The organism is Microtetraspora sp. AC03309 (genome assembly GCF_020826795.1).
Classification (GTDB): Bacteria; Actinomycetota; Actinomycetes; order Streptosporangiales; family Streptosporangiaceae; genus Microtetraspora; species Microtetraspora glauca.
The window spans coordinates 1-14129 of sequence record NZ_JADDIL010000018.1; the positions used below are offsets into that span (position 1 = coordinate 1).

11 protein-coding genes are annotated in these 14129 nt (G+C 70.2%); 3 read left to right on the forward strand and 8 right to left on the reverse strand.

The features are described 5' to 3' along the window. Nucleotides 1-630: 630 nt before the first annotated feature. From IMZ11_RS12760 to IMZ11_RS12790, 7 genes are all read right to left on the reverse strand, one after another. Complete coding sequence (locus tag IMZ11_RS12760) at nucleotides 631-2454, reverse strand: serine/threonine-protein kinase (RefSeq protein ID WP_228641028.1); 1824 nt, start codon at nucleotides 2452-2454, stop codon at nucleotides 631-633. Between the two features lie 67 nt (nucleotides 2455-2521). Next, nucleotides 2522-5920, reverse strand: coding sequence for an ATP-binding protein (locus IMZ11_RS12765; RefSeq protein WP_228641030.1), 3399 nt, complete (start codon nucleotides 5918-5920; stop codon nucleotides 2522-2524). Then, nucleotides 5917-6768, reverse strand: a complete 852-nt coding sequence (locus IMZ11_RS12770; protein WP_228641032.1) for a hypothetical protein — start codon at nucleotides 6766-6768, stop codon at nucleotides 5917-5919. Before IMZ11_RS12770 ends, IMZ11_RS12765 begins: the two co-directional genes overlap by 4 nt. A gap of 3 nt (nucleotides 6769-6771) precedes the next feature. Then, nucleotides 6772-7893 (reverse strand): endonuclease domain-containing protein, encoded by a 1122-nt coding sequence (locus IMZ11_RS12775; RefSeq protein WP_228641034.1) that lies wholly within the window; start codon nucleotides 7891-7893, stop codon nucleotides 6772-6774. A gap of 219 nt (nucleotides 7894-8112) precedes the next feature. Continuing rightward, complete coding sequence (locus tag IMZ11_RS12780) at nucleotides 8113-8799, reverse strand: SdpI family protein (protein ID WP_228641037.1); 687 nt, start codon at nucleotides 8797-8799, stop codon at nucleotides 8113-8115. Nucleotides 8800-8852: 53 nt separating this feature from the next. Further along, complete coding sequence (locus IMZ11_RS12785; protein WP_228641039.1) at nucleotides 8853-9143, reverse strand: metalloregulator ArsR/SmtB family transcription factor; 291 nt, start codon at nucleotides 9141-9143, stop codon at nucleotides 8853-8855. A 118-nt stretch (nucleotides 9144-9261) separates the two neighbouring features. After that, on the reverse strand, nucleotides 9262-9894 hold the full coding sequence (locus IMZ11_RS12790; RefSeq protein ID WP_228641041.1) for a hypothetical protein: 633 nt from the start codon (nucleotides 9892-9894) through the stop codon (nucleotides 9262-9264). 179 nt (nucleotides 9895-10073) lie between these two features. On the opposite strand from IMZ11_RS12790, the gene IMZ11_RS46185 reads away from it, so the two are divergent. Both IMZ11_RS46185 and IMZ11_RS12800 read left to right on the forward strand, forming a co-directional pair. Further along, nucleotides 10074-12143, forward strand: a complete 2070-nt coding sequence (locus IMZ11_RS46185) for a sensor histidine kinase (protein ID WP_228641043.1) — start codon at nucleotides 10074-10076, stop codon at nucleotides 12141-12143. Then, nucleotides 12140-12790, forward strand: coding sequence for a response regulator transcription factor (locus tag IMZ11_RS12800; protein WP_228641045.1), 651 nt, complete (start codon nucleotides 12140-12142; stop codon nucleotides 12788-12790). The genes IMZ11_RS46185 and IMZ11_RS12800 overlap by 4 nt, the downstream gene beginning before the upstream one ends. A gap of 40 nt (nucleotides 12791-12830) precedes the next feature. Here IMZ11_RS12800 and IMZ11_RS12805 read toward each other — a convergent pair whose 3' ends face one another. Continuing rightward, a complete protein-coding gene (locus IMZ11_RS12805; protein WP_228641046.1) occupies nucleotides 12831-13355 on the reverse strand; it encodes a hypothetical protein in 525 nt (174 codons plus the stop codon). 182 nt (nucleotides 13356-13537) lie between these two features. Here IMZ11_RS12805 and IMZ11_RS12810 point away from each other — a divergent pair, with 182 nt between their 5' ends. Further along, nucleotides 13538-14101, forward strand: coding sequence for a hypothetical protein (locus IMZ11_RS12810; protein WP_228641048.1), 564 nt, complete (start codon nucleotides 13538-13540; stop codon nucleotides 14099-14101). Nucleotides 14102-14129: the final 28 nt, after the last annotated feature.

The following is a 14129-nucleotide window of genomic DNA, read 5'->3' on the forward strand; positions in this document are numbered from 1 at the left end:
ATGACCGGAGACGGTCACGTACGGATCTGTGGGGGCCGGGAGGTGCGATTCCTCCCGGCTACCCGGCACAGTTCCACCCCGTGAAATCTAGTGAATAAGCGCATTTTGCGGGAAGGGTGACGGCGATCCCGGGGCGTTAGGCCCCGGACAAAGGTGATCGTGTAGATGGGGCCGCGTGGGCTCTCGGCTTGCCATCCTTAGTCGTCGGGTCCGACACGTCCAGGCGTGCGTGAAGTGGCGCGCGCCAAGTCGATTGTGGGCGCTGTCACGTGTACGTCCGGATTGGCCGCCCAGAACGCATCGATGATCTGGCCGGCGACGCGCCTTGTACGCTCACCGGGAGTCTTGGCTCATTCGCGGATGCGAAGGCTCAGTTCACGGGTCACGACGATGCGAGACACGCGCATAGGAACGACGGAGGCCGGTGACGGATCAGATTTCGGCACGGCCCAGGAACCACTCGATGCCGCCGACAAACAATGCGGACCCTGGCCTCGGGGTGGCCCAGTCAGAGTAGCGGCAGTGCCCGGCCTACCGACGTTCTCGCTCTGAGCCGTAGTGCCGCCGACGCCTCGATCACCGCATGTGCTTGAGGCGGTGGGACGGGCGATTCGCCAGGCGATCCAGGGATTACCAGGCGATCCAGGGGCTTTCCGCACCGCCGCCGAAGGCGGCCGTTCCGGTTTTCCTCCAGCGTTGGCGGACGTCGTGCTTTGCTCCGGTACGCGGGGCCGTGGTGGTGAACGGGCCGCAGGTGACGATCGCGCCGTCGTTCGAGGGGGAGACACCCGAGCAGATGAAGGGTTGTGAGACGTTGGCATCGGCGTCGGTGTCGTACAGCTGGATGTGGATGTCCGACTGGACCGAACTGGCTCCTCTGATCCGCCCGAGCAGGTAGAAGACGTCTCCCACCATGGCCATGCAGGGCGACATCTCCGTGCCCGTGCCGGTGCCTGTGGAGATCCACGACCGGCATCGCCAGTTCGGCTTGGTGTCCTGGCCCGTGGCGTCGACGGTGGTCTTCTCGTCTGCCTCCGGATCGGCCGCCACGGTCGCCGATCGGTGGGGTTGGGGTGTCCGGTTACGCCGTGTCGCGGGTTTCGTGGGGCTCGGCTTGGTGGGTGGTTCGGTGACAGCCGGTTCCGGAGTACGACTTCGCGCGGGCCGTGGCTTCGGGGTCGGCGTGGGCGAGTCTTCCGTCGAATCGGATGGGGTCGGGGTCCCGGCCGCGCCGAGCGCACTGTCGACCGATTCCGTCGATGCGCCGGCATTCCCCGTGGCCCCGGCGTCCGGGGCCCGCCATGGAGCGATGACGGTCACCACCGCCGCGCTGAGCCCGAGGGCCGTGGCGGTCGCCGCGGTGACGATCAGCCGTCGCCGGGAGCGCCCGCGCAGTGCCGAGGACACGGTCTCCTCGCCCGGCCGGGATCGCTCGCCGGTACGGGAATCCGGACCGGCGGGGGAGATCCCGTCCGCGCGTGGGGCGTCGGCCGTACGGGCAGCGGGGCGGGAGGCGTCCACAGCGGCCGGGTCCGTACGGGAGGCCTGTACGGGGAAGCCCGCGGACGGGAGGGGTTCGGAGGTGGCGGACGGGGCCTCCCCCCGAGTGACCGGAGGCAGGGCGGGCAGCCCCGCCAGCGAGGGGGTGGCCCGGTGCAGCATCGTCGCCACGTCCCCGATGGCGGGGCGTTCGGCCGGATCCTTCGCGGCGCAGGCCCAGATGGCCGACCACAGGGCGTCGGGCATGCCGGGCAGCCGCCGTGGCATGGCGGTCGCGTGTTGCCTGAGCAGGGCCATGGGGTGGTCGCCGACGAACGGCGGGCGTCCGGCGAGCAGCTCGTAGAGGATCAGGCCGACGGCGTACACGTCCACCGCGGGGGTGGGGGCGCTGCCGTCGGCCACCTCGGGAGGCAGGTACGCGGGCGTGCCGATGATCGAGGTGGTCTGGGTGAGACCCGGGCCATGGATGATGCGGGCCACGCCGAAGTCCGTCAGCCGTACCTGTCCGGTGGTCCCGTCGAGCAGGATGTTTCCTGGCTTGATGTCGCGGTGCACGACGCCCTCGGCGTGCGCGGCCGCCAGCGCGTCGGCGACCTGGGCCATCAGCCGGGACGCTTCGGCCGGCGGCAGCGTGCCGTACTGGCGGAGCAGGGTGCGGAGGTCTCCGCCCTCGACGAGGTCCATCACGAGGGCGAGGCGCTCTCCCTCGATGACGAAGTCGCGTACGGTGACGATGTTGGGATGGCGCAGAGTCCGCATCACGTTGCGTTCCTGCACGAACCGCAGGACCAGGTCCTGGTCGCCGGTGAGGCTGTCGCGCAGCATCTTCACGGCCACGGTCTCGCCGGTCTCCCGGTGCCGCGCTCGCCAGACGGTGCCCATAGCACCGGCGCCGATCTCGTCGAGAAGCACGTACCGGCTGCCCAGAGACGCGTCGGACCCACCCGTAGCCATGGTCTGCCTTCCCCCTCGAACAGGTGGAGATCACAATAGTCAGGTTGCTCCGAACCGAGGAAGATCGTCACAAATGTTCGGTCAGCTGCCGGCGGGGGCTGTTCGCCCTTTCGATCACCTCCTCGGTGGTGAGCGCCGCTCTGGGGTGGTGGCTCAGGCACATCGGCACCCGTACCTTCACGAACGGCGCTCCCTCGGCGGCCGCGTAGAACTGTCCGGAGCCGAGCCGCGAGATCTCGTCCACGCCGCTGCCCTTGGCCTGGGCGATCTCCTTCGCGGCGGCGATCTGGACCGGGCTGTTCAGCAGGCCGAAGAACTGGGTGGCCGCGTTTCCGGGGATCTGGTTGTGCAGCCCCTTGGGCGCCTGGGTGGCGAACACCAGGCCGAGGCCGTACTTGCGGGCCTGGGACGCGAGCGCCAGCGTGCTCCGGGTGCACGGGGTCAGGACGCTGGAGGGGGCGAACGTCTGCGCCTCGTCCATCACGAACAGCCCGCCGAGCGGCCGGTCGCCGGCCGGGTTCCGCTTGATCCAGGCGAACAGTGCCATCTGGAGCTGGTTGACGAAGCTCTGCCGTTGCTCGTCGCCCTGCAGGCCGACGAAACTGATCACGGAGATCCGGGCCCGCTTGCCTTCGGGGGGCGTCAGCAGTAGACCGGGGTCCACCGGTGTCCCCTGGCCGCCGAACATCGGGTCAAGGACCATGGCGGCCGTCAGGGTCTGGGCCAGATCGGCCGCGATCCGTGTCGCGCCGTCGAGCTCGCTCGCTCCTTCGGGCAGCGCCGACAGCAACTCGACGAGACCTTTCAGGCCGGTCGAACCCCGCCGTCCGTAGTATCTGAGCGCCTCCCGCAGTACGGCCTGGCCGCGCTGGGCCTTGTGCGTGTTCGCGCCCAGCCTGGCGCGCGGCACGATGGAGGCGACCGCGACGTCCAGGGCCGCGTCGAACTCGTCCGGGTCGTCGGCGACGCTCGCGAAGTCCGGCAGCGGCTGGAAGCTGAGCGGACGGCCCAGCTTCCTGCGCGGAGTCCAGACCACCACGTCGGTGTTCGCCAGGTAGTCCTCGGCCCGTGCCGCGTCCCCTTCGTCCCAGTACGGCGGATGCTCCGGCCACGGGTCGCCCAGGCGGGCCAGGTCGTTGTTCGGATCGAGCACGATCGCGGACACGCCCTGGAGCGCGCATTCCTCGATCAGGCGGCGGATGAGTACCGTCTTCCCCGACCCGGATCCCGCGAAGATCGCGGTGTGCTTCCTGAGCGCCTCAAGGTCCACGCGCATCGGTGCGCCACCGGCCGTGGCCCTGCCGATCGTGACGTACGGCACGGTGGCCGGGCCCGATTCCGTACGCGGGGACGCGGCGGAGCGGGCGCTCGGCGGGGCGGGCTCTTCGGGAGCGTCCGGGCCGGTGTGGACTTCCGGAGCGGCCTGCCCGGAGTGCCCGGACTGGGTGGCCTGCCCGGTCTGGCCGGACTGGCCGGACTGGGGCACCCCCTCGGCCCGGTCACTTCGGGCCGTAGCGCGGCGTTCCGATGCGCTTGTCGGTTCCGATGTGCCAGAGGGTGCCGGGGCCGTCCCGGAGGCGGTCGTCACCGTCGGCGCGGCGAGAATGGGGGCCACGGGGACGGCGGTGGCGGTGGGACCATCAGGAACGGTCCACACGTCCCCCAGTGCCTCGTTGAACAGCTTGATGTCCGAGGCCGGTTTCCGGGAGGCGAGCCAGGGGCGCAGGCCGGGAGGATCCTCGTCGATCAGGGTCCGGAGCGCGGCCATCATCCTGAGGTCCTCGGTGTCGAGAGCGAGGGTCCTGCCACCCGCCCGCTCGAATGCGGCGAGCGCCTCACGGGTGCGGGGTCCGCTCGCCCACGCGGCGTTGCGCAGGACGAACAACCGCCGCTTGGGCACCTCGGCGTCCAGGCCCGCCTTCACACAGGCGTTGCGAAGCCGGTTCAGCGCGGCGATGGCGTTCTCCGAGGCGATCGCGCGGAAGGCCCAGTGCGCCTCGTCCTCGGTGTTCTCGTCCAGCGTCCGGCGCAGGCGCGCGTGCAGCGGAGGCTTCGAGCTCGGCGGGGGATCCTGGGTGAACTCCCGCCCGGCGTCGCCGAGCCCCGCGATCCAGGCGGTGAGCCCGGCCGACAGGAGCGCGGGCATCGCCACATCCTCCGTCGCGGGCGACTGCGCCGTGCGGATGTCCACGACCTTCCTCAGCTCCGCGAACCGGGTGTCGAGTACGGCGAGATCCTCTGGCGGCGTGATCGGCTTGGGGTGCGGCACAGGCGTGACGGACCGGCCGAAGTGCTCCAGTTCCCTGATCTCCTCGTCGATCAGGCAGGACCGGATGTGGTTGTCGATCTCGATCAGCAACTGGCGCGGGGTGAAGTCCGGTGCGTCCTCGAACGCGCTCGACGCGACGGGCCAGGTGGGGTGGGGCGGCTCGAAGCCGACCGCCCCGAACTGCGCCTCGAACCGTTTCGCGACCAGGAGTCGGCCGGTCTCGGCGTCAGGGATCGTCTTGAGCTGGACGGCCTGCCTGAACCGGTCCTGGACCGTGTTGGTGGCGAATGTCTCGATGAGCACCCACGTGGTGGGGATGCAGGACACCACGGTCAGTGTCCGGCGGGTGATCTCCCGCAACGCCATCAGCCCGCCTGCGACCTGCTCGATCGTCATCATCTCGCGCCAGTCCGGGACCATCTCGCCGCTGGCGGAGATCGATGCCTGCGACATGAGCATGTCGATCTGGTCGACCGCGATGACGGATGGCCCGACGACGGCCATGAGGTGCGACAGATCACGGACGATCTGCTCGGGTGCCTTGTGGATCTGGCGGATGCCCCACTGCGCGCGCTCGCCCGGCTCCTCCTCCGGAGCGGAGGACAGGAAGGAGTCCCCGATGTCCTGTGCGTTCAGATCTTGGGAAGCGAGCAGCACGAGCGCTCTCGCGGTGTCCTGGGTTTCCCGGCCGAGTTGCTTGTCATGGCGGCGTAGCGCCTCGATGAATATGTCGAGGTTCTCCTTCGAGAGGGCCGTCTTCCCGGCGAGGGCGCGCCGGACCATCCGGGAGGGGACATCGATCAGCGACGTCAGCCGCTCCAGGAAGATCGTGAGCTGGCTCTCCCCTTCGCTTCGCTCACGCGACAGGCTGTCCAGCATGGATACGACGACGCTCTCCCAGAACCCCTTGGCGTCCAGCAGGCTGACCAGGAAGAAGTAGCCGCCGTCTTGTTGCACCTTCTCCCGGAGCCAACCGAGCATGTGCGTTTTGCCGCTGCCGCGCTGCCCCTGGACGACAACGCCGATGGGGTTGGCGTCCCGGCTGTCCCTGGCTTCGGCCACTCCGTTGAGAAGAATCCGGGCGGTGCGCCGGTGCAGGCCCTCGACGTGGAACGGTGACGGGCGCCATACGTCATCGGGGACGTGCGCGTAGTTGAACCTGAGGGCGCCAAGGGCGCTCAACTCGCGGTTCGTCATCGTGTTCCGATCGAAAGAGAGTGCTTGCTCTGGTTGCCGATGACCACCGCCGCCTCTCGATCTTGCTGGGTGAGCGCCTTCTGGTTGGCTTCCGGGTCGATGTGCACGTCCGGCATGCGATTCATCTGCCTGAGTGCCTCGTCGACGTCCGCTCTCGGCGCGTCGCCGAGCAGTGGGCGGAGCTTGGTGAGGCTCACCCAGGCGCCGGGCTCCCTGGCCAGGTCGGCGTACGCGGCCCGGATGCGGGTCACAAGGTCGGTCTCCGAGCCCGATGCGGTCGTGATCGGGGAGACCGCGGACGGCACTTCCTTCGGCGTGGAAGAGGTCGGCGTCGCCTGCCGGTCGGAGGAGGCCAGGCCGCCGGAGGTGGTGATGGACGCGTCGTGCGCGGCGGAGGACGTCCCGTTCGGAGATACGGGCGCGCTCCCGTGGTTCCCCGTAGGAGTGAGAACGTCGCCATGCTCCGCCGAGGCGGGCTCCGCGTCGTTCCGGGGCGGGAAGATGTCCGAATACCTCTGGTCGGTCCGGTCCAGGAACCGCTGCAGGCCGGCGGCCAGAGCGAGCGCGGTGGCGGCCGCCAGCTTCCCGCCACCCTTGGGCGGCATTTCGATGCCCGCCCGCACCTCCTCGGCGACGCGGGCCCAGCCCTGATCGGTCAGCACATGGACGTAGGAACGGCCCTGCTTCCAGCTCTCGACCAGCTTGAGATCGTTCAGTTTCCGCCGTTCCTTGCCACTGAGCGTCACGTGATAGCGCGCTTCGAGTTCCGGGTTGGAAATCTCCTCGGCCTCGGCCATCAGCAGCAGCAACATGGCGATATCGGGGAACGTCAGCGCCTTTTCCGGCATGTCTTATCCTTTCGGGGCTCCCAGGCGACGGTCCTGGAGGAACCGCTCTATCTGGTGAATCGCGGATTTCGTGTCATTCATGATCTGGTCGTTGGTGAATCGCAGAACGGCGTAGCCGTCGATCTGCAGCCGCACGTCCCGTTGCCGGTCCAGCGCGTACTTCATGGGGCGGAGGTGCTCCGGCCCGTCGATCTCTACGACGCATCGTTCGTCGCGCCAGAGCAGGTCCAACCGGATGGGATTGGCGAGCGGATGCGACTGGTAGGTCTGGTTCCACGCGCGCCCGATCGCCCATTCGCAGGGGGCGAGCGCCTTTTCGAGTGCCTGCTCGACGGCGCTTCCCGGGTGCGGTCTCCCGGCGACGGCGGGGAATCCGAGTGTCCGTGTGACCAGCGCATCGGTCGATTCCTGTAGGTCGCCGGTGACGGCCGCCAGGTCGGCGGGCAGTCGCACGGCTCGCGTCTCGACGCGATCGACGGAGTTCAGCGGGGCACCGGTCAGCCAGACGCCGAGGCCGCCACGGTGCGCGAGCCACTCGCAGGCGCCGACGAGGATCTCCTCCGCGATCGGGGAAAGGCCAGGCGGCACGCCCATGAGGATCGACGCGTGCGCCCGGTGGAAGCTGGCGGCGAGCACTCGGGCGAGCCCGGCGGCCCGCGTCTCGGGAGCGAACCTCGTCCGGCCTCCCGGGCGGACGCTTGTCCCGGAAGGGGCGGGCGCCAGGGTGTCACCGGTCCGGGCGGCGCCGTTGAGGGCTGAGCCACGAGGCGCGGACGGCCTGCCGCCCCTGGGGAGTCCACAACCTGTGGACAAATCGGCGGGAGGGGCGGCGGCCCCGCGGAGGGAGATCTCGGCCAGGTCGGCGAGGAAGGGACCGAAGTGGCCGGTCGCCGACGCCGCGCGCAGGGCGAGGGCCCGTACGGCGGGCACGCCCGCGCCTCCGGGGCCGTCGATGCCGTCCGCCCCCGGCAGCCACACAGGGAACAGACCGACGGCCGCTGTTTCCAGCTCGTCCAGCATCGAGGCCACCAGGTCGGCTGTGGACGGGGCCTCGTGCGCGATGTACGTGACGATCGCCGGGGCGTCGTCGGGCAACGGGTCGATCGACAGGGAGAGGGCCTCCATGCCGGCCCCTTGGAGGCGCGCGACGCGGCCTATGGGCAGCTCTCCCCACGACCACGCCACGGGTTACCTCTGATGTCCGGATGTATCGGTTTGGCTGAGGTTATCCGGCTCTTTATTGATGTGTAGGTCTTTTGCCCGAGCTGTTGGAATTCGCCAGACTTTCCGCGTTCGGGATATCCGTGGGCGTGTCGCGATTGTCGAATCCAGATGCAGGACCGTTCAGCGGCCGGTGTCGGTGCGCCACGCCCACCAGGAGTAGACGATCGGGCCGAACCCGGAGACCGCAGCTCCGGTGAGGAGGATCGCGAACAGCGCGGGGAGCGGGAGGACGAAGGCCGTGGCCAGGAGTACCACGCCGACCCCGGCGAAGAGGAATCCCGCCAGGCGGTTGGCGCGCCTCCAAGCCAGGTCGCTGTCGAGGGTCCACGGCGTGCGCACGCCCGCGATCCAGTTGCTGCGCGACTTGGGCAGGTAGTTGCCCAGCACCAGGAAGAGCGCGCCGACCAGGGCCACGACGATCCGGGCCACGGGAAGGTCTCCGCCGGCCGCGTTGACGACGCTCACGGCGTGCAGGACGGTGAGCAGGACCAGCGTGCCGATCCAGGAGGCGAGGTACACGTGCCGGGATCGCGCCATGTTCCCCCGCCTCGGCATCAGGCGGGGGGAGATGACGAAGAACAGCCCGAGTGCGAGGGTGATCAGGGGGACTGTCAGCAGGGCCTCCGTCTTCCCGCCGAAACGGTCGGCCTCGCCGGAGATCCCCCAGTGCATCGGGATCCGCGCGTCGTCGGGGAGGGTGGTCCAGCCCCAGACGGAGATCCCGGCCGACAGCAGCAGGGCGGCGGCGGTGGCGATGACGCCGGGGCGGATGTTCAGCCGGTCCTCGGTCACGGCGTTCTCGGTCATGGGGGTCCTTTCCTCGTCGTGAGGGGGGCCGGGGTGTGTCTGGGGAGCGCTCCTTATGACCGGTCCGGTTCTGGGGGCTTGGATGAGTCGATCTTGAAGAGGTCGAGGAGCGCGGCCAGTGACTCCTCCAGCAGGGAGAGTTGGAGGCTGTAGACGATCGAGGTCCCGTGCCGCTCTCCGATGACCAGGCCGGCCTCGCGCAGCACCCTCAGGTGGCCGGAGAGCGTGGGCTTGGCGATGTCGAAGTGGGTGGCGATCTCTCCCGCCGGCCGGTCTCCCTGCCTCAGCAGCGCGATGATCTGCCGGCGCGTGGGGTGCGCCAACGCCTCATAGACGAGATTCATCGCTGTTTCCCTTATTAGGCAACAAGCGAATTATATCCTGGTATGACGTCGAGGAGGCGTAGGGGGCTCACCCGCGACGGAAGGCGTGATCAGAGCCGGCCCTTGCCCTCCGAGGGCGTCACACGATCCGCGGGGACGCCGCGAGCCGGATCCCGATGTGGCTGTGGGTGCCCAGCAGCCACGCCGCGCTCACGTAGACCGACACCGTGGAGCCGCCGACGATCTGGGCCACCATCGACACGGGGAACCACATCCCCGCGAGCAGCGGCAGCCAGCGCAGCGCCCCCTGGTAGCGCCGGGTCACCGCGACCGCGACGCCCAGGACGAGCATGCCGATCTGGCTGAGCGGCCAGCTGGCGTCGAGGATCAGCAGCGCGAGCGGAAAGTCGTCGTAGGTGGCGTACCCGAAGGACAACGCGTTCACGAGGAACGCGACGGGCAGCAGCACGAGCAGACCGGCCGGGATCACCCGGCCCCAGCGGTCGCCCGTCCCCCGGGTCCGCAGCACCACCTCGACCAGGGCGAAGACTCCCACGACGAACAGCATGCCGGTGATGCTGTCGAGCGTCTGGATGCCCTCCTGGATCTTGTCTCCGACGATGACGGTGCCGGCGGCCCAGGCGGCCGCGCCCACGGCGAGCAGCACCCCGGCGAGGCGAACCCGCCCCGGGGAGATCGCGGGCGCCACAGCCGAGGGGCGGCTGGAGCTGTCCTCCGGGTTGACGTTGCTGGGCTGGATGTGCACGGACATGGTCGTCCTCCTCGATCGCTGGGGTTCCCACCGTCCCCGCGACCTGTCCCGGGCGGCCAGTGAGCAGCGCCACGCGCCGCGTCCCCGGCCGGCCCGCCCCGGTCAGGGACCCGTGTCCCGGATCGACGGGGACACCGCTCCCGTGACGGCGCGGCGGGTCGCGTGGCACGCTGAGCGTCGTGTCCGGCCCTCCCCGCGCGCTTCCCCCGGCGATCCACCACGAGAGCTCCCGAGCGCCCCGCCGTACCGCGTCGGCCGCGATCGTGGTCGCGGCGCTGTCCGTCGTCGCCGCCGCGCTCGCCACATGGGCCGACATGGCGGCCGGTCCCGGACCGCGACCCGAGCCGTTCGACTGGGCCGTCTGGTCCTCCACGGTCCCCGGCGTGGCCCTCGCGGCCGCCGGTGGCGTGCTCGCCCTCCGGCTGCCCCGCCATCTCATGACCTGGCTCCTGATCGGCGGAGGCGCCGTGGCGTGCGCCAACGGTCTCGCCGCCGCGTACGCGGTGCTTTCCCTGACCGGGCACGGAGGGACGCTGCCGCTGACCCCGGTGGCCGTGTACGCCGCGGCGCGGCTGGGGCCGCTGCTGAACCTGGTCCCGCCGCTCGTGCTGCTGTTCTTCCCCGACGGCCGCCTGCCGTCGCCGCGCTGGAGATGGGCCGCGTCGCTCTCGCTCGGCTCCATCGGTCTGGCGATCCTCGTCTTCCTCACGTTCCCCTGGCGGATCGAGTCCACAGCGAGGACGTGGCCGGGGATCGACCTCCCGCTCCCCCCGATCCCGGACGACATCTGGCGGGCGGCCATGGCCGTCGCGCCCGTCCTGCTCGTGCCGAGCCTCCTCGTACCGGTCGCGGCGTTCGCGTGGCGGTTCAGAGGGTCCTCGGGTGTGCGCCGCGCGCAGCTCCGCTGGATGCTGCTCGCCGCGCTGCTGAACGGGGTCCTCACCCTGATACCCATGCTGGTCCGGGGGCTGCCGCAGGATCTCGCGTTCGTCGCCTCCCTGGTCGCGATCGCGGCGGCCGTCCTGGTGGCGGTCGGCCGGTACCGGCTGTACGACATCGACCCGGTGCTCAACTGGACCCTCCTGTACGGCGGTCTCGCGGTCGCGGTGGTGGTGATCGACGTCCCGGTCTTCGTGGGGCTGGGCGCGCTCATCGACGAGCCGGTCGCGGCCGTACTCGCGGCGGCCGTGGTGGCGGTCGTCTACGCGCCGCTGCGCACCCGCGCCCGCCGGTGGGTGAACCGCGTACTCGCCGGGGGGAGCGAGCCGTACGACGTGGTCTCCGTGCTCGCCCGGCGGCTGGAGGACTCCGTGGGCCCCGACGAGCTGCTGCTCGAGGTGGCCAGGGCGGTGTCGGCGTCGTTCCGCTCGCCGTACGTCCGGGTCGAGCTGGACCGGGCGGACGGCCAGACCGTCGTGGTCGAGCACGGGACGCCCCGCGACGGCATGCTCGTGCTGCCGTTCGCCTACCGGGAGATCCCGATCGGGCGGCTCGCGCTGGCCCCGCGCAGGGGGGCGCCCCTGGCCGAGGCCGACCAGCGGCTCCTCGCCGACGTCGTACGGCAGGCCGCCGCGGCCGTACGGGCGACCGCGCTGACGGAGGAGCTGCAGCACAGCCGCGAGCGCCTGGTCACCGGTGTGGCCGAGGAACGCCGCAGGCTGCGCAGGGATCTCCACGACGGGCTGGGCCCGACGCTCGCCGCCGCGGCGCTGAAGGTCGAGGCCGCGCGCAACCTGGCCGTACGCGATGTCGGCGCGGCCCGGGACGCGCTGGACCAGGTGCGGCGGGACCTGGCGACGGTCATCGGAGACGTGCGGCGCCTCGTGCACGACCTGCGCCCACCGGCCCTCGACCAGTTCGGCCTGGCCGGGGCGCTGCGGCAGGAGGGGGCCAGGTTCCGCGCCGGAGGGCTCGCCGTACGGGTCGAGGCACTGGGGGACATGGACGGGTTGCCCGCCGCGGCCGAGGTGGCGGCCTATCGGATCGTCTGCGAAGCTCTGGTCAACGTCGCCAGGCACGCGGGCGCCGCGACCTGCGAGGTGCGCCTGACCGCGAGCGGCGACGAACTGGAGGTCGAGGTGGTCGACGACGGGCGGGGGATCCGGCCGGGCGCCCTGGTGGGGGTGGGCCTGGTCGGCATGCGGGAGCGCGCCGAGGAACTCGGCGGCCGGTGCGCGGTCAGCACCCCGGAGGGGGGCGGGACCCGCGTTCACGCGGTGCTCCCGGCGCGGACGGGAGCGTCGCTGTGACGCCTCGGGTGCTGCTCGCCGACGACCACCCCGTGTACCGCGAGGGCCTGCGGATGATGCTGGCCTCCACCGGCGACGTCGACGTGGTCGGCACCGCCGCCGACGGGGACGAGGCGGTCGCCCTCGCCGTCGAGCTGCGCCCGCGGGTCGTCGTGATGGACCTGCGGATGCCCCGCCTGGACGGCGTGCAGGCCACCGAGCGGATCGTGGCCGCGTGCCCGGAGACCGGCGTGCTCGTCCTCACGATGCACGAGGACGACGAGAGCGTCTTCGCCGCCATGTTGGCGGGAGCCCGCGGATACCTCCTGAAGGGCGCCGACCAGACGGAGATCATGCGCGCCATCACGGCGGTCGCGAGCGGAGAGGTGATCTTCGGTCCCGCGCTGGCCGGGCGGGTCACCCGCTACTTCGCCAGGCTCGCCTCCTCCCGGCCGTCCCGGGAGGAGGCGTTTCCCGAGCTCACGGTGCGTGAGCGGGAGGTGCTCGACCTCATCGCCGCCGGGCTGTCCAACGGGATGATCGCCGAGCGCCTGCATCTGTCGCCGAAGACGGTGCGCAACAACGTGTCGAACGTCTTCGCCAAGATGCGGGTCGCCGACCGGGCCCAGGCCATCGTCCAGGCCAGGAAGGCCGGGTACGGCCACTGACGTGCCGACCGCCGGATGGCCGAAATTTCGCGATATTTCGTTATTCGGTGTCGGGTCGTATCTCGTCGTCGTGGAAAGGGACGGTAATCATCCCGGTTTTAAGGTCATCGCGCGCGTGGTCGGTGCCCGGCCCCGGGGTAAACAGGCTGACGTCGCCTATTCCGGAGAAGAACGTCTCCGTCGTGCCGATGAATGAAAGGCAGGTGTGCGACGAGATGATCCGCCGCCGCGTGGGAGAAACGCACGCCAATTCGGGGCGCAGGATTTGGGCACCGGCATTGGCGGTGACGGCCGTCGCGATGTTCGGGGCCGTCGCGTGGCCGCACGAGGGGGCGAACGCGACGGCGATCCGTCCCGCCGCCTGGGTGACGACGATCGCCGACGACCATGGTCCCATCGTGCGCACCGGCAACGGCAAGTGCAACAAGAACATTTCGGTCTCGATCAACAGCCCCACCATCCAGCGCGGAGTGCAGCAGGTATCGAACACCGGCGAGAGCAACAACACGCAGTCGGCCCTCTGCAGGAAGCGGGGCCGCGGCTGCAAGATCTTCCAGAGGATCAAGGCGTTCCACAGGCGATGACGACGCTCATCGTCCGCCGGAGCGCACGGTAATGATGCGGTAATAACCGTCCTCCTCGTCATCTGCGCCCGGATCGGGCTACGCCCTTTTCAGTACGCTGGCGAAACGGTTCCGGCCCTGAAGACGGCCCGAACTCGTCCGAAATCAGCAGAGGGCGACATCGATGATTTGTCAGCAGGCCGGCCGGACGCTCAGTGGAAAGAAGAGCCTTGCCGTTCTCTTTCTCGTCGGCGCTTCCGTTTCGACGGCATTCATCGCCGGCATCGCGCCGCTTCCCGCGTATGCGAAAGCGGAGCGTTCCCCGGCTGACCGGAGTTCCGGGCGCGATGGCGGTGGCGGGGACGAGAACAACACCGGAAACGGCAGCCGTAACAAGAACATCTCCGCGGTGAGGAGCCCGACGAAGAATCGCGGCTTCCAGCACACGTCGACCAGTGATATCGGCGGAGCCACCAGCGTTCAGAACGCCCTGTGCCGTGATGCCAAGGTGTGCACGATAACGCAGAACGTCACGGTGGTTCTCCCGGCCGAAGCCGGAAAGGGCGATCCGCCGCCGGCGGACACCGACGCCATGCGGCAGTCCGGCACGTCCGCGCCGGAACCGGACCCGACGTCCGACGGCGTGGGCGTGCCGGACACGCTCGACACGGCCCTGTTCTGGTACCGGGACGACCTGTCCGACCCGGTCCGTGCCTCGCTGGGACCGGGCTTCGGCGATCTGTGGTGAACCCGCCCCCGGGTCCAGGTCCGGGGCC